Source organism: Aliifodinibius sp. S!AR15-10, from assembly GCF_031569985.1.
In the GTDB taxonomy this organism is placed as follows: domain Bacteria; phylum Bacteroidota; class Rhodothermia; order Balneolales; family Balneolaceae; genus JAMQKA01.
This window is the reverse complement of sequence record NZ_JAMQKA010000030.1, coordinates 1-22,782: the sequence shown is the minus strand read 5'-3', so window position 1 is coordinate 22,782 and position 22,782 is coordinate 1. Positions and strand designations below refer to the sequence as shown.

22 protein-coding genes and 1 tRNA gene are annotated in these 22,782 nt (G+C 46.6%); 17 read left to right on the top strand and 6 right to left on the bottom strand.

What is annotated here, in order from left to right; genetic code table 11:
* The first annotated feature begins 230 nt into the window (after positions 1-230).
* From polX to NC796_RS17230, 3 genes are all read left to right on the top strand, one after another.
* Positions 231-1,991 (top strand): DNA polymerase/3'-5' exonuclease PolX, encoded by a 1,761-nt coding sequence (polX, locus tag NC796_RS17240; protein WP_310686182.1) that lies wholly within the window; start codon positions 231-233, stop codon positions 1,989-1,991.
* 9 nt (positions 1,992-2,000) lie between these two features.
* Entirely contained in the window at positions 2,001-3,332 is a 1,332-nt protein-coding gene (locus tag NC796_RS17235; protein WP_310686181.1) for a BNR repeat-containing protein, read from the top strand.
* 203 nt (positions 3,333-3,535) lie between these two features.
* On the top strand, positions 3,536-4,534 hold the full coding sequence (locus NC796_RS17230; protein WP_310686180.1) for an aldo/keto reductase: 999 nt from the start codon (positions 3,536-3,538) through the stop codon (positions 4,532-4,534).
* Between the two features lie 120 nt (positions 4,535-4,654).
* Here NC796_RS17230 and NC796_RS17225 read toward each other — a convergent pair whose 3' ends face one another.
* Entirely contained in the window at positions 4,655-6,406 is a 1,752-nt protein-coding gene (locus NC796_RS17225) for a sodium:solute symporter (protein ID WP_310686179.1), read from the bottom strand.
* A 379-nt stretch (positions 6,407-6,785) separates the two neighbouring features.
* Positions 6,786-7,169 carry a VOC family protein gene (locus NC796_RS17220; RefSeq protein WP_310686178.1) on the bottom strand — a complete coding sequence of 128 codons (384 nt, stop codon included), beginning with the start codon at positions 7,167-7,169 and terminating at the stop codon, positions 6,786-6,788.
* Between the two features lie 341 nt (positions 7,170-7,510).
* Here NC796_RS17220 and NC796_RS17215 point away from each other — a divergent pair, with 341 nt between their 5' ends.
* The 14 genes from NC796_RS17215 to NC796_RS17150 all read left to right on the top strand — a co-directional run bounded on the left by NC796_RS17215 (position 7,511) and on the right by NC796_RS17150 (position 18,116).
* Entirely contained in the window at positions 7,511-7,903 is a 393-nt protein-coding gene (locus NC796_RS17215; protein ID WP_310686176.1) for a hypothetical protein, read from the top strand.
* A gap of 12 nt (positions 7,904-7,915) precedes the next feature.
* Complete coding sequence (prmC, locus tag NC796_RS17210; RefSeq protein WP_310686174.1) at positions 7,916-8,785, top strand: peptide chain release factor N(5)-glutamine methyltransferase; 870 nt, start codon at positions 7,916-7,918, stop codon at positions 8,783-8,785.
* 406 nt (positions 8,786-9,191) lie between these two features.
* On the top strand, positions 9,192-10,634 hold the full coding sequence (gene dnaA, locus NC796_RS17205; protein WP_409070391.1) for a chromosomal replication initiator protein DnaA: 1,443 nt from the start codon (positions 9,192-9,194) through the stop codon (positions 10,632-10,634).
* Positions 10,635-10,790: 156 nt separating this feature from the next.
* A complete protein-coding gene (gene folB, locus NC796_RS17200; RefSeq protein ID WP_310686172.1) occupies positions 10,791-11,156 on the top strand; it encodes a dihydroneopterin aldolase in 366 nt (121 codons plus the stop codon).
* Positions 11,138-11,626 carry a 2-amino-4-hydroxy-6-hydroxymethyldihydropteridine diphosphokinase gene (gene folK, locus NC796_RS17195; RefSeq protein WP_310686171.1) on the top strand — a complete coding sequence of 163 codons (489 nt, stop codon included), beginning with the start codon at positions 11,138-11,140 and terminating at the stop codon, positions 11,624-11,626. Before folB ends, folK begins: the two co-directional genes overlap by 19 nt.
* Positions 11,627-11,630: 4 nt before the next feature.
* Positions 11,631-12,275, top strand: a complete 645-nt coding sequence (locus tag NC796_RS17190; protein ID WP_310686169.1) for a deoxynucleoside kinase — start codon at positions 11,631-11,633, stop codon at positions 12,273-12,275.
* A 1-nt stretch (position 12,276) separates the two neighbouring features.
* Entirely contained in the window at positions 12,277-12,546 is a 270-nt protein-coding gene (locus NC796_RS17185; protein WP_310686167.1) for a hypothetical protein, read from the top strand.
* A 413-nt stretch (positions 12,547-12,959) separates the two neighbouring features.
* The gene (locus tag NC796_RS17180) at positions 12,960-13,505 is read left to right on the top strand and encodes a tetratricopeptide repeat protein (protein WP_310686166.1); all 546 of its coding nucleotides are present in this window, start codon (positions 12,960-12,962) and stop codon (positions 13,503-13,505) included.
* Between the two features lie 330 nt (positions 13,506-13,835).
* Positions 13,836-13,919: transfer RNA gene (locus NC796_RS17175), tRNA-Leu, on the top strand.
* A 173-nt stretch (positions 13,920-14,092) separates the two neighbouring features.
* The gene (locus NC796_RS17170; RefSeq protein ID WP_310686164.1) at positions 14,093-14,899 is read left to right on the top strand and encodes a TRADD-N-associated membrane domain-containing protein; all 807 of its coding nucleotides are present in this window, start codon (positions 14,093-14,095) and stop codon (positions 14,897-14,899) included.
* 18 nt (positions 14,900-14,917) lie between these two features.
* A complete protein-coding gene (locus NC796_RS17165) occupies positions 14,918-15,463 on the top strand; it encodes an IS30 family transposase (RefSeq protein ID WP_310686162.1) in 546 nt (181 codons plus the stop codon).
* An 82-nt stretch (positions 15,464-15,545) separates the two neighbouring features.
* Positions 15,546-15,752 carry a hypothetical protein gene (locus NC796_RS17160; RefSeq protein ID WP_310686160.1) on the top strand — a complete coding sequence of 69 codons (207 nt, stop codon included), beginning with the start codon at positions 15,546-15,548 and terminating at the stop codon, positions 15,750-15,752.
* A gap of 397 nt (positions 15,753-16,149) precedes the next feature.
* The gene (locus NC796_RS17155) at positions 16,150-16,965 is read left to right on the top strand and encodes a hypothetical protein (protein WP_310686158.1); all 816 of its coding nucleotides are present in this window, start codon (positions 16,150-16,152) and stop codon (positions 16,963-16,965) included.
* 446 nt (positions 16,966-17,411) lie between these two features.
* Positions 17,412-18,116, top strand: coding sequence for a DNA-binding domain-containing protein (locus NC796_RS17150; protein ID WP_310686156.1), 705 nt, complete (start codon positions 17,412-17,414; stop codon positions 18,114-18,116).
* On the opposite strand, the gene NC796_RS17145 is transcribed toward NC796_RS17150, so the two are convergent.
* The 4 genes from NC796_RS17145 to NC796_RS17130 form a co-directional block, all read right to left on the bottom strand.
* Positions 18,097-18,267: a hypothetical protein gene (locus tag NC796_RS17145; RefSeq protein ID WP_310686154.1), complete on the bottom strand. Its 171-nt coding sequence runs from the start codon at positions 18,265-18,267 to the stop codon at positions 18,097-18,099. The two genes, NC796_RS17150 and NC796_RS17145, sit on opposite strands and share 20 nt — an antisense overlap.
* Positions 18,268-19,211: 944 nt before the next feature.
* A complete protein-coding gene (locus tag NC796_RS17140) occupies positions 19,212-19,733 on the bottom strand; it encodes a hypothetical protein (protein ID WP_310686151.1) in 522 nt (173 codons plus the stop codon).
* 188 nt (positions 19,734-19,921) lie between these two features.
* Positions 19,922-20,485: a CHRD domain-containing protein gene (locus tag NC796_RS17135; RefSeq protein ID WP_310686149.1), complete on the bottom strand. Its 564-nt coding sequence runs from the start codon at positions 20,483-20,485 to the stop codon at positions 19,922-19,924.
* A 395-nt stretch (positions 20,486-20,880) separates the two neighbouring features.
* Positions 20,881-22,569 (bottom strand): NAD-binding protein, encoded by a 1,689-nt coding sequence (locus NC796_RS17130; RefSeq protein ID WP_310686148.1) that lies wholly within the window; start codon positions 22,567-22,569, stop codon positions 20,881-20,883.
* Positions 22,570-22,782 lie beyond the last annotated feature (213 nt).

Here is a 22,782-nt window from a genome sequence, read left to right as displayed (position 1 = left end):
CGCATTGAGGGAATCGGATTTAAAAAATAGTTAGGTGTGATCTCGGACTCCAATTCTGAATCTCGTATAGATATGATAGCGTTGATAAGGTCGGTTTAACTATCAACTTACATAAGCCTTGTGAGATCCTGAATAGATCCTGAGTCAAGCTCAGAACAGTGGTTCAGGATGACATAAAAGCCTTTTATCTTAACCTATTAACTATTAACAAATAACTTGATTACCAGTATATGTCCGTAAGTAACCAAGAGGTCGCCAAACGACTTCATGAAATTTATCAACTGATGCAGCTAGCCGGCGAAAACCGGTTCCGTGCCATCGCCTTTGATCGTGCTGCACAGACTATTGAGGGACTCGGCGAAGATATCAACACGTACATTGAGCAGGATAACCTGACCGATATCAAAGGCATCGGAAATTCAATTGCCGAGGATATCAAATCATATGCTTCAACCGGGAAGATTGATGTGCTTGAAGATCTCCGGCAAAAGATCCCCTCCGGTGTGATTGAGTGGCTGGATATTTCCGGACTGGGTCCCAAGAATATTGCGAAAATCCACAAAGAGTTGGGTATCAGCGACCTTGAAGAGCTAAAAGAAGCCTGTCTGGATGGACGCGTGGCCTCGCTGGATGGACTGGGCGAAAAATCTGCGGAAAAGATTGTGAAATCGATCGAATGGATGGAGCAGCACGAGGAGCGCTGCCGACTGGATCAAGCCACTGAAATAGCCGAGCCCCTGTTCAATTTCCTGAAAGAGCTGCAGGGCGTTGAAGATATTGAAGTAGCCGGTTCACTAAGACGCTCACTGGAAACCATCGGGGACGTAGATATCCTTGTTGGAGCTGAGCAGGAACACGCCCCCGATATTTTTGACGCTTTTGTGGAGCATGATCTTGTGGTCGATATTCTGGGTCGGGGCGACACCAAAAGCTCCATCCGAACCAGTGACGGCCGACAAGTGGACCTGCGGATTGTGAAGCCTGCCGAGTTTCCCGCAGCGCTGATGTATTTCACCGGCAGCAAGGAGCACAATGTGGTGATGCGGCAGCGGGCCCGCGAGCGGGGGATGTCGCTTAACGAGTACGGACTGTTTAAACTGAATGATGAAGGCGACACCGATTTTGAACAGCCGGTGGAATATGGCTCTGAGACCGATATTTATCGTCAACTGGACCTCCATTTTGTCCCCCCGGAGCTGCGGGAAGACCGTGGAGAATTCGATTACTTTGAGGACCACGAGGAGATGGAGCTGCTCGAAGAAGATGATATCCGTGGCGTTATCCATGCCCACAGCACCTACAGCGATGGCAAATACTCCATCCGGCAGATTGCTGAGGCCTGTATCGAGCGGGGCTACGAATACCTCGGCCTGACCGATCACTCGCAAACGGCTGCGTATGCCGGCGGGCTTTCCCCTGATGAGGTAAAGAAACAGTGGGAAGAGGTCGACGAGCTAAATGAAGAGTTTAAATCCAACGGTACTAACTTCCGCATTTTTAAGGGGATTGAATCCGACATATTGGGTGACGGTAGCCTGGATTATGAGGATGAACTGCTGGATGGTTTTGAGTTTGTAATTGCCAGCGTGCACAGCGGTATGGAGATGTCCAAAAGTAAAATGATGGAGCGGTTCCGTAATGCTATCAAGAATCCCTATACACGAATTGTGGGACACCCCACCGGACGGCTGCTGCTAAAACGCGACGGCAGCGACCTGGATATGAACGAACTTATTGAACTGGCAGCCGAATACAACACGGCGATCGAAATCAACGCCAACCCTATGCGCCTGGAGCTCGACTGGCGACACGGAAATAAAGCACGGGAAGTCGGGTTGATCTCTTCCATCAATCCCGATGCGCACTCCATCAAAGGCATCGACTATATTAAATATGGAGTTAAAATTGCCCGGAAAGGTAAGTTTGGGAAAGATCGCATTCTCAATGCAAAATCTGCCGATGATGTAGCTGAATTCTTCCGTAACAGATAACTATTTACCATGCTTCAATTTTTTGAGATTCGCTCAACGATGATCGCTTTTGTTATTAGCCTGATCCTCACTTTTAGCGTTCAGGCACAGGATCAAGCGAACTACATTCCGGTGGGAAAAGGCTGGGCTAAATCTTCGGTAAATACCACTGTTTTCCGGCAGGCCAGTGTCGTCAGCCATGAAAACTTACAATACACGGCCTACTATGATCCGGAGGGCAACATGGTACTTGCCAAACGAAAGCACGGAAGTAGTGAGTGGGAGAAACGGGTGACCCGATATAGCGGCAATGTCAAAGATGCTCATAATTCGATTAGTCTTGGGGTGGATGGTCGGGGCCTACTCCATGTGTCATGGGATCATCACGGAAATGAGTTAAATTATGCTCAAAGCCAGCAACCCGGCAGCCTGCAACTTTCCCCCAAAATGCCGATGACCGGACAGATGGAGAAGGCGGTAACATATCCCCAGTTTTATCACCTGGAAAACGGCGATCTCCTTTTTGTTTATCGGGATGGTAGCTCGGGCAACGGGAATGTGATGCTGAATCGATACGATGTTAAAGAACAAAACTGGGAGATCATCGCTCACCCGCTGATCGACGGGGAGGGAGAGCGCAACGCGTATGTCAATACCATGGCAATTGATGAGGATGGCGGCTGGCATATCAGCTGGACTTGGCGCGAAACCTGGGACGTGTCGACTAATCACGACATGATGTACGCTATATCCACTGACCAGGGACAAACGTGGCAAACATCGACTGGTAAAAGCTATACCCTGCCGATCACCCGGGAAACAGCGGAGGTTGTCCATGACATTCCCCAGGGAAGTGAACTCATTAATCAGACGTCAATGACCGTTAACCGTAGTGGTGAACCGGTGATTGCTTCGTATTGGAGTGTTGAAAACGAATCTACTCCCCAGTACCGCATCGTATGGAAGGATGGAAATCAATGGAAGAGTCGACAGGTTAGCAATCGGCAGGACTCTTTTTCACTCAGTGGTGGAGGTACAAAGCGTATTCCGATTTCACGACCTCAAGTATTGGCTGGAACGAATAATGAGCTTCATGTCGTATTCCGTGATTTTGAACAGGGTAGTGGCATTACGGTAGCAACGTCACACGATGAGCAGTACCAAGACTGGATACTTGACAACATTTATGAACCATCAGTGGGCATGTGGGAACCAAGCTACGATCCCGTGATGTGGCAGCAAAACCAAGAACTGCATCTTTTTGGTCAGAAAGTAGGCCAGGGTGATGGTGAAACCCTTGAGGAGCTCGTGCCGCAAGAGGTTTTTATCCTAGAATGGGTACCTTCTTTGAGCCGAAATTAACTACTTTCTCACTGCTAAATGTTTTGCTGAAAGTGCAGGATATTTTGAATTGCCAGATACTTAAATGGGTTATGGAACCATGGAACTTCATCACTGGTTTTGAAGGCCTATTCAAGAATCTCAGAACATCGGAATGAACCTGGGGATCCAATTTGGATTTTTATTAAGCTAAATCATTAATCATAACATTATTCGGGAATATTATGCAATACAGAAAACTTGGAGATACGGATCTTGAACTATCGGTCGTGACCTTTGGTGCGTGGGCAGCCGGCGGATGGATGTGGGGCGGAACTGAGCAGAACAATGCTATTGAAGCAATCCATGCCTCCTACGATCTTGGCGTTACATCTATCGATACTGCACCAGTTTACGGGCAGGGGCACAGCGAAAAAATTGTGGGGGAAGCGATTAAAGACCTGCCCCGTGATAAAGTACAAATTCTGACCAAGTACGGTCTTCGGTGGGATACCGACAAGGGTAAGTTCTACTTTAAAAGTAAAGACAACGACGGCAACGATATTGATATTCATAAGTATGCCGGCAAAGAGGCCATCATCAAAGAATGCGAAGAGAGCCTGAAACGGCTGGGTACTGATTATATCGACTTGTACCAGATTCACTGGGCTGATCCCACCACCCCTATTAGTGAAACGATGGAAGCCGTGGCCCAGCTGAAAGAGCAGGGTAAAATCAGGGAAGCCGGGGTCTGCAACTATAACGTTGATCAGATGAAAACGGCGGAAAAGACGATCAAGCTTGCCTCGAACCAAGTACCCTATAGTATGGTGCGTCGCGATATTGAGGAAGAAGTAGTGCCCTACTGCATCAAAAACAACAAAGGAATACTGGCTTACAGCCCGTTCCAGCGTGGGCTCTTGACTGGAAAAATGAGTCCCGGGTATGAATTTGGAGAAGGCGACACGCGGGCCAATGAGATCTATTATACCGACGAGAATATCCAGCGAACCAACGAGATGCTGGAAAAGATCAAGCCTATTGCCGAGGAGAAGGGAGCCACGCTTCCACAACTAGTTATCCAGTGGACCATTCAGCAGCCAGGTATCACTATTGCCCTGGTCGGTGCACGTACGCCGGAGCAATCTACGCAAAATGCCAAAGCCGCAGATCTCAAGCTGTTGCCTGATGAAATTAAATTCATCGACAACCAGATAAAAGAGCTTGAGCTGGAAACGGCTTAGATATTGACGATCGCTTTTTACTTACCTCCGGGGGTAAAGTCCCGGAGGTTTTTTATTGCACAAAAAAGCCACCGGATATTAACCCGGTGGCTCAAAATCAAATGAGTAATGCGGCGGTGGTTATCCTCTGAAGTAGAGGTACGCTGCCAAGATAAGCACAATTACCACGACTGACATCGCCACATCTCTCCAATCCCAGCTGGCCCTGTTTTCAGAGCGGTCGGTTTCGGTGAGTGTACCGAACGTAAGACCGGATATTTTTTCATAAGAGGGTGGAGCTGTCATATAACTTACTCCCAGCATCACCAAGATACATACAATAAATATGCCCAGACTGTAGTACTGGAAGAAGATGTTGTTAACGATCCAGAAAAACGAACCTTCTTCATAGGCAAACCCATCGACAAGCATCGTCGGCGTATCAACTGCCAAACGGAAGATACCGAGGGCAAAACCAACACCAAGTGCAGCCAAACATCCCTCCTTGTTCAGCCGCTTATTATAAATACCCAGGAAGAACACCACAAATATGGGCGGTGCCAGGTATGACTGCACGCCCTGCAGATAATCGTAGAGCCCGCGGCTACCCTGGATAACCGGTATCCATAAAAGACCGATAATAACCATCACAACGGTAGCAACACGACCCATCCAAACGAGGTGCTTCTCCGAGGCCTCCGGCTTGAGACGTGAGTAGAAGTCCATGGTAAAGAGCGTGGAAGAAGCGTTAAACACACCGGCAAGCGAACTCATAAGGGCCGCCAGCAGTCCAGCAACTACAATACCCCGAATTCCGACGGGCAGAATATGAGCAACCAATAATGGGAAGGCGGCCTGCGCATTTTCTCTTACAAGCTCCCCGTCAGCCATCATCTCAGCCTGGAGTGCTTGTACCTGCCCTGTTTGGGCCAATGCATACGCGATAATTCCCGGTATAATAAAGATGAACACCGGAAGCAGTTTCAGGAAAGCAGCAGCAATAGAACCACGACGCGCCTGCTGGATGTTGGCGGCACCCAACGTACGCTGCACAATGTACTGGTCGGTCGTCCAGTACCAAAGGCCCACAATGGGAGCGGCAAAAAGCATCCCGAGCCACGGGTAGTTATTATTAAAGTACCACGCCATTACATCCGGCTCCTTGACGGGTGCCCAGGTTGCGGCTACCCCCTCAGGCGTAAGCGGCTTCCAGAGGTTGAACATGTCGGAACCGACCACTTCATACAACCTGTCCCAACCGCCGATGGCATCCAGGCCGTACACCAAGACCAGCAACGAACCGATAACTAGGATGACCGTCTGGAGAGCTTCGGTGTAGGCCACAGCCCGCAGTCCGCCAAGCACCGTATAAATTCCGGTAAACACAATAACAAGGATCGAACCGATCCAAAAGCTGTTCATTCCCATGAATGTCAATTCCGGCATCAAAACACTGAAAACAACGCCGCCAGCAAAAATACCGACCGCAATTTTGGTAAGCACATAGGCAACCAGTGAGATCACCGATAACACCGAGCGCGCGACGGGAGAGAACCGTTTTTCAAGAAACTCAGGCATAGTAAACACTTTGGAGCGCATATAGAATGGAACCATAATCCATCCCAGCACCAACAAACACCAGGCGTGAAGCTCATAATGGGCCATGGCTACACCATCGGTGGCACCGGAACCGGCCAGCCCCACGAGGTGCTCCGAGCCGATATTCGATGCAAAGATTGATGCCCCTACGATAAACCAACCCAGATGACGACCCGCCAAAAAGTAATCGGTAGACGTGTCGGTCTTCTGTTTAATAACCCACCAGGCAAGTACTATTAATATTAGGAAATAGATTGCGATGACAATCCAGTCGATAGCTGCTAATGTTCCCATAAACCTCCTTATAAATATTTATAATTGTTGCAGGCAGACCTGAACAATCGTTCATCATTTCAATTCATGCTTGGAAAATGATGAGTAGCTCTTCCCCCTTCCCGGCATACGAGATTTGCAGGCATAGTATCGTACCCAACTACTCAAAATTTAGATCAACCAGACGATACTGGATCTGGCTGGGTTGAACGACTTAATAACGCTGACTTATCAGAATAGCCACCAAAGTCAAAACCACGTAAATATGTGGGTATTTGCTAAAAATTCCAACCAAGAGAATCACAAATTTTAAATTGTCGAGCCGTGAATCCGGCCTTAATTCCATGTTAACGGAAACATTTGGTTTCTCTTTTTCCATCACCAGCAAAGCAATCTCTGCTTACAACATGGGATTGGCACGCTTGCACAACTGGATCGCCAGTCCCCAGGGATCTCGCAGCATCACCAGGTGCGACCCGTCCGGGAGCACCTCATCACTCACCAGCGTTGCCCCGGCCTCCAGCAGTCGCTGTTTTTCTTTGCCCGGATCTTCTGAAACAAAGGCCAAGTGCAGCAGCAAGGGATCCATAGATCGGTAATCGGGGACCTGGTCGGCGGGATTGTTATAAATTTCGATCATTACATCTCCGCTGCTGTCAGTTAAAAAGTGAGTATATGGCGGGTCTTCTTCTTTCTTTGCAATGGACATGCCAAAATATTCAATATACCATTGCGCCGTCTCCACGGGTTTCTCAACATTAAAAGCAACGTGCTCAATTTTCATAGGATAAAGTTTGATTACTGTTTGAGTGAAACAACGGTAGGTATAAAAATTGGTGGGTCGATGCAACTGCTACAGGTACGAATCAGCTACTTTTCCCATAACCCTGAGCACGCTGCGTAGCCTGGAAACGCTCAATCACTTTTTTGACCATATATAAAAGGTGTGTCACTAATGGTTGATACGAATGTTCAAACAGTGCTTACATATTAGCAGGATCAGGTTTAATCACGGTTTTACCCAATAGCAGATTTGATTCACTCAAATTTGACTATTGTCCAGATAAGACGTTTATTCAGGCTGTTTAGTATCTTATCAAACCAATCCAGATCTTTACAAAAAATATGAGTACAATCAGCAAATTTTTGGTCTTTGGTCCGGCGGGTACACTACACCGTATGCCTGAACAACTTTTCAGGGAAATTGAACCAAAATATTTGTACAAATACGAATCTTCTGATCACAATGATGTGGTCCACGTTGCTGTTTATGAAGAATATGAAAAACAGATCAACGCCAGTGTTACACTGACCTGCGTTATTGAGTGCACCGGTAAGGAAAATCGTTTTGAGCTTAAGAAAACCGGTGGCCGCATGGGCTTTCGCGGGAGTTCCCTGGATGAGGAAAAACGAACGATTGATGACGAGGTTACAGATTTCATCCTCGACTTCTCCAAGCGATTTGGCCTCACCGTTCAAGAAGTGCAAGAAACCAGTTCTGAAGAAGAGCAATCTTAAACTTACCTTCCTATGAGCAACGCGCCCCGGGACTGGACTGTCCTGTCGATGCTTGAATGGGGCACCGATTATTTTAAGAAGAGGGAGATCCCCGACCCCCGCCACAGCATAGAATGGCTGCTTGCCGAAGTGCTTGACATCAAACGGCTTGACCTGTACCTGAAGTTCGATCGCCCACTCTCTCCGGGTGAGCTCGATGAGCTTCGTCCATTAGTGAAACGCCGTGCCAGTCATGAACCGCTTCAATATATTATCGGGTTTACTGATTTTATGAATGCTCGTCTCAAGGTTACCCCTGAGGTGCTGATCCCGCGTATTGAAACCGAACAGCTGGTGGAGATCATACTGGATCACTTCCCGGACCCGGAAGCAGAACGGGACATCCTTGACATCGGGACAGGATCGGGGTGCATCCCCATTGCCCTAAAACAGGAACGCCCCAAGTGGAACCTGCAGGCCGTGGATATATCAGAGGCGGCGCTGGAAGTAGCCCGAGAAAATGCCCAAAACCTGGAACTGGGTATCAACTTTCTAAATGGAGATATTCACAACTGGAAAGAACTTTCCCTGGTAGGGCCTTTTGACCTTATTGTCTCCAACCCACCCTACGTATTGCCGGAAGAAAAAGACGCTCTGGAAAAACAGGTTGTTGACCATGAACCTGCGACGGCACTGTTCACCGAAGATATGGAAACCACCTACCGAAGCATCATCGATTGTGCCGAGCAGCATTTAAAATCAAATGGGAGGCTATACCTTGAATTGCACGAACTGCACGCCCACCAGATAAAAGCGTTTTTCGATCCCCAAAAATGGGAAGTCTCAATCGTGCAGGACTACGAACAAAAAGAACGTTTTATAAAGGCTGTAATAGCCCAATAATCCCCCCTAAAAGCCATCTCACCTTTTGCATAACAATGCAAAATCCACACTGTTAATTTAATGTGGATAACTTGTTGAAAAGTTTTTTTCAGTCCGTCTTTTAGTGTTAGGTTAAGGTAAAATCATTGTTAGAAGATTATTATGCGGTGTCAAGCCATTTTTTACAAAAACATTGCAAAAATAATAAACTATTGCGCCCCAATAAGTTACACTGTTTAATGGATTGTGGATAACTTTTGAAACACCCACCGAGTTTTTTTTGACATCTGTCCCTGAAATTATGATTTTCGTGTCAGTATTAAAGGAGGAGTTGCCCCTATTTGTGTGGATAACTGTCTTAGTAATCGTTTAGTAATCTATAGTGTAGAACCCTAATTTTATCTTTGAGGAGGTCAAGGGATTGAGTATTAATTCCGCTGATACAGCATGGGAGAACTGTCTCGAAATTATTCAGGACAACATCAGCTATCAGAAATATAAATCGTGGTTTGAACCAATAAAACCTGTTAAGCTCGAGGAGAACACCTTAACAATTCAAGTTCCCAGCCAGTTTTGGTACGAATGGTTGGAAGAACATTATTATGGGATGTTGCGCTCAACGTTGGCAAAGGTTTTAGGTGATAATGGTAAGCTGGAATATTCTGTAGTCTTGGAGAAATCAGAGGATGACACTGGTACGCGCTCCGTACGTCTCCCCCAACGCCCGATGCCGCCTAATAAAAAGGAACAGGAGATGGATGGATATGCAGAATACAACCCTGGGAAAATAGAGAACCCGTTCGTAATTCCAGGCATTCGGAAAACTTCGATCGATCCGAACCTGAACAGCAATTACGTTTTTGAACGGTTCATCGAAGGTGATTGCAACCGCCTGGCTCGTTCGGCAGCCATTGCTATTTCTGAGAACCCTGGCAGCAACTCATTTAACCCTTTCTTTTTATATGGGGGTACCGGTCTCGGGAAAACCCACTTGATTCAGAGTATTGGCAATAAAATCAAGCAGGAGTTTGGGGACGATAAGTCTGTTGTATATATATCTTCTGAGACTTTTACCAATGAATTTGTGCAGTCTATCCGGAATAACCGGGCCAGCGAGTTTTCAATGTTTTACCGGCAGATCGATGTATTGATCATTGACGACATCCAGTTTTTTAGCGGTAAAGAGAAAACGCAGGAGGAATTCTTTCATATTTTTAATGCCCTCCACCAGGATGGTAAACAGATTATATTAAGCAGTGACCGCGCACCCCGTGAAATTCCTGACATTGAAGAACGGTTGATATCACGCTTTAGCTGGGGACTGAGCGCCGACCTGCAGATTCCCGAGTATGAAACGCGATACGCTATCCTCGAAAAGAAGGCGCTCGACAACGGCATTGAGCTCTCCCACGATATTCTCGAATTTATCGCCCACAACTTCAAATCGAACGTGCGTGACCTCGAAGGAGCTATTATCAAGCTGTTGGCACACGCCTCGCTACAGCATGAGGACGACCTGGACCTGGCAATGGCCAAGCGGGTGCTAAAGGATATGGTCAAGGAGTCAAATACACAGATCTCCATCGAATCGATCCAAAATTATGTTTGTGAATATTTCGGCATCGACACCAACAAGGTGCGCGAGAAGACGCGGAAGCAGGAGATTGTGGAGGCACGGCAAATTGCAATGTACTTGGCCAAGCAGTTTACGGATTCCAGCCTGAAGACGATCGGCCTGCACTTTGGCGGACGCGATCACTCAACCGTGATCCATGCCATCCAAACCGTGGAGGAGCGAATGCAGACGAGTCCCAAGCACAAACGCATTGTTGAAGAGCTACACCAGAAAATAGAAGTGGCTAGTCTTTAGGAATTAGGAATTAAAAATTGAGGATTAGGAATTGGTTCCAAGTTAGTGCTTCTTTATTTATTAGTTGCCACTGTTCTGCAATTCAGCGCCTTACTTTAGACTTTTGACCTTACAGACCTTCGACCTTTTTGACCTTAGACCTGCGACTCAAGACGAATGGATACGCTTAGGCTTAACGGACTTCAGTATCACGCTCGCCACGGCTTTTATGAGGAAGAGCGGACCAACGGCAACGATTTTGAAATAGACTTGGAGTTTTCACTGGATTTGCGGGGTGCGGGACAAACCGATGATCTTGACAAAACAGTCAATTATGAGGAGGTAGAAGCCATTGTCCGCAGCGTGATGGAGGGGCCATCCCAAAAACTCATTGAAACACTGACCTACATGATTGGCGAAGCCCTGTTTGAACAATTCCCCGAGGTTATACACCTTGAGGTCAGCCTCCGCAAGCTGAATCCCCCACTACAGACCAAAACAAAATTCTCAGAAGTAATAATGACATGGCAACGGCAATTATAGGCGTTGGTTCCAATGTAGGGGACCGGCTTCGTCACCTCTCAAAAGCCAAATCATTCCTGGCAGAGCTCTCCAAATCTACCATCACGTTCTCTTCTATTTATATATGTGAACCGGTCGGACCCTCGGAACGGAATTTTTTCAACGCCGTGATCACTCTACAAACCGACCTTGCGCCCTCTCCTTTTATCCGCAGGCTGAAGGAGTATGAAGCCGAGCACGGGCGCCCTGCCGACCACCCCCGCTGGTCACCGCGAACCATCGATCTTGACATTATCGCCTATGATGACTTGGTGATTCAAAAGGATAATCTTATAATTCCCCATCCTGAATACAGGAGGCGGCTGTTTGTACTATTACCGCTCAGGGAGCTTAATCCAGGCTGGGTTGATCCGGAAACCCGCCAGCCCGTGGACGATCTCGTCAGGCAGGCCCCCTCACTCATCATTCATAAAACCAAGCTATCGTGGTAGAATTATGGAAAACGAGTTCGATTTTATCGCCGTTGAAGGGGTGATCGGGGTTGGCAAGACGTCACTGGCCAAGCTCCTGACCGAGCGCCACAACGCCCGCCTGATGCTTGAGCAGTTTGAAGAGAACCCGTTCTTGCCCAAGTTCTATGAAGACCGCGACCGCTACGCCTTTCCCACGCAGATGGCTTTCCTGGCCAGCCGGTTCAAACAGCAGCAAAACTTGACGAGCAAAGACCTGTTCCATGATCTCACCATCTCGGACTACCTGTTTGAGAAGGACCGGATTTTTGCCCGGCTGAACCTGAATGAGGATGAACTTTCGCTGTACGATTCGATCTACCATGTCATGACCGGCATTTCCGCCCAGCCCGACCTGGTGATCTACCTGCAGGCCTCCGTCGACCGGCTGATGGAAAACATCCGGGAGCGCGACCGCGACTACGAACGCCAGATTACGCGTGAATACCTGCAGGAACTAAGCGATGCTTATAATCATTTCTTCTATCACTACAATAAATCACCGCTTATCATCATTAATACCAGTGATATAGATTTTGTTAGTAATGAAAAACACTTAGATTATATAGACGAACAGATTTTTGATCAGCCGATACGCGGCAACACTCACATTCATATTGTACCCAGCTAGCATGTTACGCACTATCTTATTTATTGTCATTGTCTACTTCCTGGTTAAGATCATCAGCAGGTTGTTCCTGGGCTCCCCTGCCAAACGGAAGCAGCGATCGGGAGCTGAGTTTTTCTATTCCGTTTTCAACCAGCAGCAACAGCAGCGCTCTCAACAGAACCGGGGACGCTCTTCAGGGAACTCCCAAAAGCATTTCGAGCAGATAGAAGAGGCAGAATACGAAGAAATTACCGACGAGGAAGAAAAGGAGAGCTCGGAAAAGAAGAAATAAATTACTCCCATCTCTTTTCTATCTGTCACTATGGTTAACAGATCCTTATTATAATACTCCCTAGCGTGGTGTTCATTTGGGCTTGACCTAAAATGAATACCTCCATTGCGTTTAAGACTCCTACCTTTAAACGCAGATCTTTTCCCATTTATACTATTCATTTTTCATTGAAGAAAATCCACCGGGAGTCGGGTTCACCTTTTGACCTTGGACTTTTAGACCTTCGACCTTTTGATCAACACTTCAACGTCTCAACAGCTCAACTCCTCAACACTTCAACACTTTCCAACCTTTAAGACCATTTATAATTTGATATTTGGGCCTTGGTATTTACCCATTTCATAGTATGTGATTTAGTCTTTGATCCCTTATCTTTAGGTCATTGTAAATAAAACCTTTAATAAACCGATGGTATGAGTTTCGAAGAAACACTGGAAGAAGGATTAGCATCATTGCGCGAAGGCGACTTTGACGAAGCACTTGATATTGCCCACAGCCTGCAAAAGATGGAGCCCCAGGCCGCCGATGGTTTTCACCTGGAAGCGATGACATTCCAAAAGCTGAACCAGTGGGAACCCAGCATTGAAGCTCTTGACAAGGCTATTAAGCTGGAGCCGGAAAAGAGCGGGTATTACAACCTGCGTGGCTTTGCACAGCTGCAGCTGGAACAGCTCGCTGATGCCGAGGATGACTTCAAGAAAGCGATCGACCTGGATGATTCACCCGCGGCCCACCGGAACCTGGTGCTTCACAAAATTATGAACGACCAGGGCAACGAGGCGATCAGCTACCTGCTGGACCGTATTCGCAACAACCCGAAAGATGTGGAGAACTGGATCCTGATGGGTGACCTGATGCAGCGGGCCGGGCAGGGGGAGAAGGCGCGCTCATACTACGAGCAGGCCAAGAAGATGGACCCCGAAAACGAATACGTGCAGGGACAGCTCGACGAGCTGTAAAAGCTAAATGACAAGCACCAAATTTCAATTTATCAAAGGCTAAGTATGGCCTGCCCTGTTCCAGGGGAGTTGCACTCCCGGGGAGGGAATGAAGGTTAGCTCCTTTGTGATTTGGCTCATTGAAATTTGGTATTTAATTCTACAAAGGCGCTTGTCATTTGAGTATTAAAACTACTATATTTGAAGCCTTTAAATTTTGATGTGATTATTGCCCCTTGCCCTGGTGGCGGGGTTGGTATCCGCCAGCCGGCGGATTGAGGGTACAGTTCCCTGGCATCTAGGTTGAACTGCCCGATATAGTTTTTGACTTTGTTTAATGATTAACCCCTTGCCCTGGTGGCGGAATTGGTAGACGCGCTGTCTTGAGGGGGCAGTTCCCTTCGGGGAGTGCTGGTTCGACTCCAGTCCAGGGCACTCAAACCCTTGTAAGTCATTGGCTTACAAGGGTTTTCTATTTTGGGTGCAAATATTGGTACAAACAATATTACTTGGCTATTATTTTCTTTTTTTAAAATTTCTTGTAAATATAAATTAAAAGGGAATTAAAAATATTGGCTATTCTACCAAGTTAAATATAGTCCTTAGTTATGATCGATCAGAAAAAACGAAAAAAAAATATTGAGGGCCCAAAATTTTCTTGGAAAGTTTGGGGCATGTGGGTAACTGTAATAACAATTATAGCTAGTGTCTCTTTAATTCTAGAAAACCCTTTCAACGTCTCTGGTATATTTATCTATACATATGGAATTGGGCTGGGCCTTCTAATGGGGATCTTTGTGGCTACCTTTTATTACGGTGCATATCACTTTACCCGTTGGATTCAATTTAAGAATATATCAAAACCAATTATTGAGCAAATATCATTACAGAATGAGGCAGAAAAACTGCAAAATGAACTAGAAGACAATTTTTTTACGAATCTAGTTAAGATTAACTTTAAATATCTTGATAAGTATTATCTTCAAACTCAAGTTCAGGCTAATAAAAGCTTCATATTGTCTGCTGTCGCTGCAATTCTAGGTTTCATTATAATTATAACCGGGATAGTTTTAATGTTTCTTGATAAAACAAATCCTGCATATGTAACGACAGGAGCAGGATTATTAAGTGAATTTATTGCTGCCGTATTTTTCTATCTCTATAACAAAACTATAATCAAGATGGGCGACTATCATCAAAAACTTGTAATAACTCAAAATATTAGTTTAGCCCTAAAGATTAGCGAATCATTGCCAGAGGATAATCAAAGTAAAGCCCAGCTAGAAATAATTCGCGCATTGACAGATGGGGTTAATATGTATTTAACAAATACCCCCTCTAATTTTAAAGAAAACCAACTTGGGATGATGCCTGACAAACCCAAATGGGATGATTCAAAACAAAGTAGCGATTAGAAGTTATTTAGTCCTTCCGTGTGTACTTTAATCCCTGCAAGTCGTTTATACTCCATCACCGATCGCCCTGATGTAGTCGCCGAGCGGGAGCGTCTTGGGGACATTGAGGTCGATCTGATGATGGGCAAGGCCCACAAATCAGCCCTGCTGGTGCTGACCGACCGGGCCACGCTGCTGACCAAACTCCGGAAGGTCTCCTCGAGGAAAGCAGAGCCGATGGCCCAGACCATCATCAATCAGCTTTCGGATATTCCTTCCAGCTTCATCAAAACCTTGACCTTCGACAATGACAAAGCCTTTGCTCGTCACCAGGATATTGCCGAGACCCTCCGGGCCGATACTTACTTTACCCGCCCCTACACCTCCCAGGACAAGGGCACCGTGGAAAACCGCATTTGGGTAATCAGGCGGTTCTTCCCGAAGGGGACCGACCTGCGAAAGGTTTCCTCCCAGCGCATCAAAACCGTCGAGCAATACCTGAACTTTCGACCCATTCGAAAATTTGATTACCTTAATCCCATCCAACAAACCTTAAAACACCGCTGTGTTGCATTAATCACTTGAACACGGCATAGATAAATTAAATCGTTCTGTTGAATTACAACCTGAGAATTATCTTGCATGGAGTTTATTAGGTGAGGCTAATATGCTATTGGCTGAGATGATAGAAAATGAAAAACCCGACGAAGCAACTAAATATTTTAAAAAAGCTTCTGAGGCATTTACAAAAGCAAATGAACTTTCATTTGACCTGATAATAAAATTGAGATCAAAATTTCTAAATGTCTGTTCAAATCCTCATTTACGTTTAAAAGTAGGACAGAAAGCAATAAATTTAAGAAAAGAGCACTAACTTATCTTAAGCAAGCAATTAAAAATGAAGATAACCTTCAGATAGTTAAAACAGATGAAAATTGGGCAGAGATTAGGGAAGATTAGGCTGTAAAAGAATTAATTACTTAATGATTATTAATATTAGTATGCAGTTAGTTATGGCACTACAAACAAGCCCAAGGTGCCAAACCCATTTTTAAAAGCCTATTGAATACTATTTGCTCTCTCCCTTCCAATTAACCGAAGCCCCCCCCAAATACCTTACCCCAACTCTTTACCTTCATATCACTCCCTTTTAGCCATATTTTGATTTAGTATAAATTATATGTTAAATAATAACAGTTACTTACGCGAAATATATCATCGTGAGAGATGGCTGATCCCCTTCCAATTCCAATCTTAAAAGGGATAGTAAAATGAGCAAGAAAATCCAACTGGTAAGCATAATAGTACTATTAATCATAAGCTCTCCAATGTCATTACTTGGGCAAGATTTCAGGGCTGCCCTTGTTGATTTCATGTATGTGCCGGAAGGTATGGGCGCAGCATACGTAAGTATGGAACAGGAGATAGCAAAACCGGTACACCAGGAAGCAGTTGACCAGGGAAGAATGGTAAGCTGGTCGTTGTGGCAAATTCCCTTCCCGGGTGGCACCCAGGCAGAGTACCACTATGCCACCGTTCGTATTTATGAAAACGTGGAGCAACTAAAAACGGCGAACGAGTTTGGTGCCCTGATCGAAAAAGTACATGCCGGGGAAAATATGGACGAACTGATTGCTAAAGTCTGGGAAACCCGTGACCTGGTGAAAACACATCGCCTGTTCAGTTGGGAACAGTTTGCCGATGACGATCTCTCGGGACCGCCCGGCTTCATACAGGTCGTATATTTTGACGTGCCCCTGGGGGAGGAAGAAGCCTATCAAAATATGGAAAGAGACCTTTATCACCCGCTTCATAAAAAGGAGATTGAAATAGGCAAACGTGCAGGATGGGAAGGATGGGCTCTAAATCAGCCCTTTGGCAATAGCGTGCCCTATTCCCATGTTGCCGTAGATATGTATAACGACGTGGATCAATTCGTAATGGATTATGACTATGAAGCAATCGTGGACGAAGTGCATCCAAACAAAACCAGTGAATACATAACTGATGTATTTCTAAATACAGTAGACCTGGTACGCATAGAACAATGGCAGCTGGTAGATTATGTCCAGCAGGAACAAGAGTAACTTATTCCAGGGCACTCAATCCCTTGCAAGTCATTGACGGCTTGCAAGGGTTTTCTTTTGGGGGGATATATTTTCATTGCTAACGCTTTCATTTAGTTGGTAACGGTATGCATTAATTTATCTTCCAGCCCAATCTCTTTGAATAACTTGCCCCATTTCTTAAAACCTGTCCCAGCTCAATGTATTCGACTATAGGTTTAACCATTTTCTGATCTCGGTAAGTTGACCGCCGGAAAGAAAACGCAGTTCCCAATTAAAATCGTTAATTGTAATTTTTTTGTAAGGATTTCCCTTCTCAGCGGTCTATACTAATAGAGATCACAATATATCTATGCGATCTCCCTCGACATCGAGATGGCATGCCAACCATAAACAAAACTAATCCGGCAGGCCGCAACGGACCTTTTACCGTTATAATTAGAATTCATCAACAAAGATAAGATACTATGCCACTTAAATATTATGTAACTCCCAATCCCATGAACTCCTCCGACGACTTTATGGCCGTAAGCAAGCGACCGGAAAGCTATTCACTTGAGGACGTCTTCGAGCATATGACCCGCGAAGGATCCACCATCACCAAAGCCGAAGCGCTGGCCGGCTTCGAGGAGGTCTCCCGGGGCATCATCAATCTGTTGAAGCAGGGCAACTCCGTGGTGACGCCGCTGGTCAACCTCAGTCCCTCCATTACCGGGGTATTTGAGGGCGAGGATGACCGCTTTGATCCCGATCGGCACCAGGTTAAAATCAATGTAACCCCGGGCAAACGGCTGCGGGAAACCGCGCCTACCATCCCAACACAAAAGATCATGCCCCGGGAGCGCTCACCTGAACCCGCCCACTACTACGACTATAACAGCGAGACCCAAGACCAGGTGATCACCCCACAGGGTGCCGCACGTATTACCGGTTCCCTGCTTAAATTTGATGAGCAGGACCAAGACCAGGGCGTTTTCTTTGTCAACACCAGTGACGGGACGGAAACTCGCGTTAATATCAAAATGATTAAAAACAAACCGGGAGAACTCATCATTTCCAATCCCAGGCTGGAAGCAGGCCACTACCGCCTGGAAGTACGCAGCCTGCTTGACGGTACCAAGGATATCCGCAAGGGCGCCCTCCCTGATGAGCTTACCGTCCCTGGCGACTAAAATATTTGTGGGATAGCCAGGTGAGCAGTACAGCCTCACCATCGGCCCCGGTGGTGAGGCTATTACTATAGTGCCCCCCCACTCCTTCGTTAAAACTACGGAGTGCATGCTTCGGACTCCAATCGGTGCTTTTAATATTTGATTTGCCCAAAGGGGGACTCCATTTTATTCTTTTACTGCTCGTTTCTGAAACATTTTTAATTCCTAATTCCAACCCTCCGGCCTTTAAAAACTGACCGCCCGGAGGAAAACGAAGTGAAGCGTTAAGAAAAGATCTGTGATTTTTTAGTGAAACGTAGTGTCCTTCAGGTCAGGCTTTTGAATAAGATCCTTATATCCTTTTATCCCACACCCTGCGACATCGCCAAAGCCTATCGATCGGTTGAAGAAAAACGAATCGTACGATTGATAGTGAATAAACCGTACGGTTGATGGTGAGTCAATCGTACGGTTGGTGCAGAATCAATCGATCGACTGAAGGAGAGCGAACCGATCGATTGGGGAAGAGGCAGTCGTACGATTGATACAATGGCAACCGATCGATTCGTGATGAAACAATCGGTCGATAGAGGTAGAGACAAACGTGCGATTGGTTGATATGCAGCCGGTCGATTCAGGGGTTATCTTCAACCGGGGTTTCGTGGTTTTACGGTAAGAAAATGAGAAATACCTAGTGAGGTCCTCTATTTTTTGAACTGCGGTAGAGCTTATCCCGGGCTTGGATCACTTCACCTGGCGTGAGGCCTTTTCGCAGGAAGATCTCTCCCTGCGCAAGCTCCTGTCGAGATGACTGGTTTAAGGGACAGGGCTTTGGATTTAGTAAGCAGTCCGGAAATAATAATCAAGTCCCCTACACGCTGTCGTCATTTCAACCGGGAGGGAGAAATTTTGTCCCTATCAGGCTTCGGTTTTGATTTAGGCAACCAACTGTAAGACAATCTCAACTATGTTTCCGGATCCAAGCTATGTGAACCTATCCCTATCGACATATGAGCTGTCGGAAAGCTTGCCGGGAGAGGACGCATATAAGCCCTTTTTCCCGAACTACCCCTGGTTTTTCATTCTTAATTCTTAATTTTCAATTCCATCAACTCCTTACTCCTCCCCGAACATTTTGCTCCGCAGCAGCTCTGCCACATCGCTTTGCCACTCCACAACCCGGAGAGCGTCCGCCAGGGCCAACAGCTCATAGAGAGCGGCATCTTCGGCACAAGCCTGGGGCACGGTGGCATAAAGCGGCGAAATGGAGATCCCCTTGACTGTATTCGGCAGCCCCGGGGCGGGCCAAATGTAGGGATCGTCAACCACAAACTCCCCACTGAGCACCGGTGCTGAATACGCCGTCGGCAGACCACGCTGCAGGCGACCGGGAATGGCCGGAAAGACATGCTTCAGGCCGTGTACCAAAAACTGGAACAGGGCCTCCCGTCGCACGGTTTTCTTGTCCTCCTCCAACAATCCACCCACGAGCGAGCGGTTAAGCGACTCGCTTACCTCAGACTTGCTGATATCCAGCTGGTTCGCCAGGTCCTTGTTATACCAGTGCTGCCCACCGAGCGCAACAATCTTTAACAGCACTACGACATCCTGCGGGCGCATCCCTTTGTGTTCCTTCATACCCCATAAAGCGTTAAAATTCACGATTTGCGAATCTATATTAAGGATAGGCCGGGAGGGATGCAATTGCTTCGAATTGCCGGAAAAGACTGTTCGGTTCCACCGCTATATAAAAGTAAAGGCCGAAACCCTAGATCAGGATTTCGACCTCTATGTTAATTCTAAGCAGGTATCAACATTTAAGATCACTAGAAGATTTGTCCGCGAATTTCACCGGGCGGGTTCTGCGAAGTGTGGACATTCACATAAGTATTCCCCGCCTTCATCGCATTGAGCAGATCATCCAGGGTTTGGCCGGCAAGAGCTCCTACTAAATCATCAGCTGTAATTGTACCTTCAGCAAGCACACCATCAGAACGCCCCTCAATCAGCTGTGGAGGCGGTGCTGAAGGGTATAGCCAAACCACTACCCCTCCATTTTGACCAGCTGGTGCCAAGTGGATATGAGCCATCAGCACATTCTCTATATTGGCAACAATCAGTTTGTAGCTGATGGAAGTGCCATCTTTGCTAACCTGGAATGTTGCCTGGCCCTGTGCATCGGTCTCAACGGCCGGCACTTCCTGGTCTCCGGTAAGATGCGTTCGGAAATTTCGCTGCATGTGTGCCGAGCCGTGCGCATCCGAAGCAATCTGCTCAGGCTGGCTTGTTACCGCTTCAGATTGGTCGACAGAACCTATGTAGGAATCTTTGCATCCTGCAAAAAATAGCAATCCCAACATCACCGGTATTAGTACTATTATCCTCTTCATATATCCCTCCCTTTGTTTATTAAAAACAATATGTTAGAGCAATCTATTCATAGTTTGTTTAATATCAAAGTATTTAATTTTCAAACCTGCAATGAACCGTTAGAGGTACTCCATAACCTTGAACTACTCAGCTGCGAAGTACCTTTGGTTTTATTATTACGTCAGTTCGAAATAAGGATCACAATAATCATAGCTGTCATCGCGAGGAGGCGTCTTTGATAGTAGTGGGCTCCATAGTGAGGTCGACGTGGCGATCTCCCTGCCCGATTTTTTGTTCATCCTATTAGGAGATTGCCTACCGACTATTGTCGGGATCCCGATGGTCGCTGAAGCCCTCTTCGCAATGACAGTTTTATATCGAACTGACGTTATTTAGATTGGGCTCACTAATCGTGTTACTCCCTGAATACATCCATGAATCTTTTTTCATCACTGGTAGTACCAATCAGTACCAGTTCGCTTTCTTCCTCTATTTCGAAGCCTGGCTCGGGATTGATGATCTGCTGGCCGTCTTTCCGTATCGAAAGTACATTGCATCCGGTCCGTTGCCGAATCAGGGATTCAATAAGGCTTTTTCCTATAAGTTTCTGTGGCGTTTCTACGGTAAACACATTGAGACCTTCTGCTATGATGACGATATCGTTGCGTTCCAAAATATTAAAGATGGCGTTGGCTCCCATGGTGGCATATGACAGCACAAAATCGGCCCCGGCCCGGTGCAGGGTGGACACGTTGCGTTCCAGGGTGGAACGGCTGACAATCTGCACATTGGGACGCAGTTTCCGCGCATAAATCGTCAGATAAATATTCATATCGTCATCATGGGTCGTAATCAGGATGCAGGGAGCCTTACGAATGCCCGCCTTGTCCAGGATATTGAAATCTTCGGCGGACCCCAGGATGTAGCGCTTGTCATCCTTCATGCGATCCGGATTTTTGTCAATGATCCGAAAATCCAGCCCCCGTTCGTCGAAGGCTTCTGCGATGCCCCGGCCTACACGACCCGCCCCGATAATGATCACCGGCTCATCCGAGGCGCGATATATCGCCATGCACTCGTCGTACCTTCTGAGTTGATCGGGCGAACCGGCCATAATCAACACACTTTCATTTTTGATGAGTAGATCGGGGTGCGGTTTTAAGAACTTGCCCCGTTCCCAAATCCCCACCAGGTTAATCCCCATCTGTTCCCGCAACCTGCTTTCCTTCAGGGTTGTGCCCACCAATGGTGTCTGGTAGGCCATCGCCTCGGCAATAACCAGCTGGTCAAACCGCCCGATCACATGCACACGGCTGTCCTGACCGATGGTCCTGCGCGAAAGGGAACGCCCCATCATATCTCCCATCCTGAGCACATAATTACATCCTGCGAGCTTGAGAAGATCTATGGAATCAGCAGAATCGGCCGTGGCCACAACCGTCACTGTTTCGTCCATCTCTCGCACGGTATTGCTGATATTGGAATTTACCATATCCGTTCCCAGCGTTACCACCATGGACGCCTGGTTGATGCGTAATTTGCTATAGGTCTCCGGATCATCGAGTTCGCCATAAACCACGTGGTATCCATCGTCATGGTATTCCAGGGCTTTGGCCAGGTCATTCACCAGCAGAGAGTAGTGGTAGTTGTACTGTTCCAGCTTTTTCATAAGGGCCCTGGAAATCGGGTTGTAATGCGTAATTATGATATGGTTACGGGTATCTTCGGGCAATTCACGCGGAGCCCGCGCCCTGGACTGGGCTTCAAGCCAGGGAGCATAAAAAAACTGGATGAACGTGAACGGCAGTAATATCAACAGTGATATCATACCCGAAAGAAGGACGATCACAGAAAAAGTACGACCCAGATCGCTGGTGAACGTAATATCGCCAAAGCCGAGGGTGGACATCACGGTAAGCGTCCAATAAAAGCCGGTAATCCAGCTGTACTTCTGCCCTTCATATTCCATGATGAAATGGAACACTACCGAATAAACAATGATCACCAAGAGGAGTACCGCCAGAAAACGGGCCAGCCGCTTCAGGTTATACCTCGTTCCCGGCCTGGATATAATATGTGTAAGCTGAGATGTAAAGAATTTCAACTCTGATCCTGGTTTTCTCTCAAAAACTAATTATTTGTAAGGTTCGGGCTACATTTGCTGTATGAATTAATCTACTCGGAAATTTGAAGGGGCCTTTGCAGAACCCCTTGTTTTGGGGATTTTTCCCAAAACCGATAGGTTTAATCGAACATCGCCAATTTTTAACTCAAATGGAATCTTTTTATGTCGGATAAGCGCCATCAGCTCAGTATT

Bases quoted from the DNA above. Each gene is read 5' to 3' on its own strand.
- NC796_RS17155 (WP_310686158.1), top strand. From the start codon at position 16,150: ATGAGCAAGAAAATCCAACTGGTAAGCATAATAGTACTATTAATCATA.
- NC796_RS17135 (WP_310686149.1), bottom strand. From the start codon at position 20,485: ATGAAGAGGATAATAGTACTAATACCGGTGATGTTGGGATTGCTATTT.
- NC796_RS17235 (WP_310686181.1), top strand. From the start codon at position 2,001: ATGCTTCAATTTTTTGAGATTCGCTCAACGATGATCGCTTTTGTTATT.
- NC796_RS17220 (WP_310686178.1), bottom strand. From the start codon at position 7,169: ATGAAAATTGAGCACGTTGCTTTTAATGTTGAGAAACCCGTGGAGACG.
- NC796_RS17170 (WP_310686164.1), top strand. From the start codon at position 14,093: ATGATCGATCAGAAAAAACGAAAAAAAAATATTGAGGGCCCAAAATTT.
- NC796_RS17190 (WP_310686169.1), top strand. From the start codon at position 11,631: ATGGAAAACGAGTTCGATTTTATCGCCGTTGAAGGGGTGATCGGGGTT.
- NC796_RS17230 (WP_310686180.1), top strand. From the start codon at position 3,536: ATGCAATACAGAAAACTTGGAGATACGGATCTTGAACTATCGGTCGTG.
- folK (WP_310686171.1), top strand. From the start codon at position 11,138: ATGGCAACGGCAATTATAGGCGTTGGTTCCAATGTAGGGGACCGGCTT.
- prmC (WP_310686174.1), top strand. From the start codon at position 7,916: ATGAGCAACGCGCCCCGGGACTGGACTGTCCTGTCGATGCTTGAATGG.
- folB (WP_310686172.1), top strand. From the start codon at position 10,791: ATGGATACGCTTAGGCTTAACGGACTTCAGTATCACGCTCGCCACGGC.
- NC796_RS17150 (WP_310686156.1), top strand. From the start codon at position 17,412: ATGCCACTTAAATATTATGTAACTCCCAATCCCATGAACTCCTCCGAC.
- NC796_RS17180 (WP_310686166.1), top strand. From the start codon at position 12,960: ATGAGTTTCGAAGAAACACTGGAAGAAGGATTAGCATCATTGCGCGAA.
- polX (WP_310686182.1), top strand. From the start codon at position 231: ATGTCCGTAAGTAACCAAGAGGTCGCCAAACGACTTCATGAAATTTAT.
- NC796_RS17215 (WP_310686176.1), top strand. From the start codon at position 7,511: ATGAGTACAATCAGCAAATTTTTGGTCTTTGGTCCGGCGGGTACACTA.
- NC796_RS17140 (WP_310686151.1), bottom strand. From the start codon at position 19,733: ATGAAGGAACACAAAGGGATGCGCCCGCAGGATGTCGTAGTGCTGTTA.
- NC796_RS17160 (WP_310686160.1), top strand. From the start codon at position 15,546: ATGCTATTGGCTGAGATGATAGAAAATGAAAAACCCGACGAAGCAACT.
- NC796_RS17225 (WP_310686179.1), bottom strand. From the start codon at position 6,406: ATGGGAACATTAGCAGCTATCGACTGGATTGTCATCGCAATCTATTTC.
- NC796_RS17185 (WP_310686167.1), top strand. From the start codon at position 12,277: ATGTTACGCACTATCTTATTTATTGTCATTGTCTACTTCCTGGTTAAG.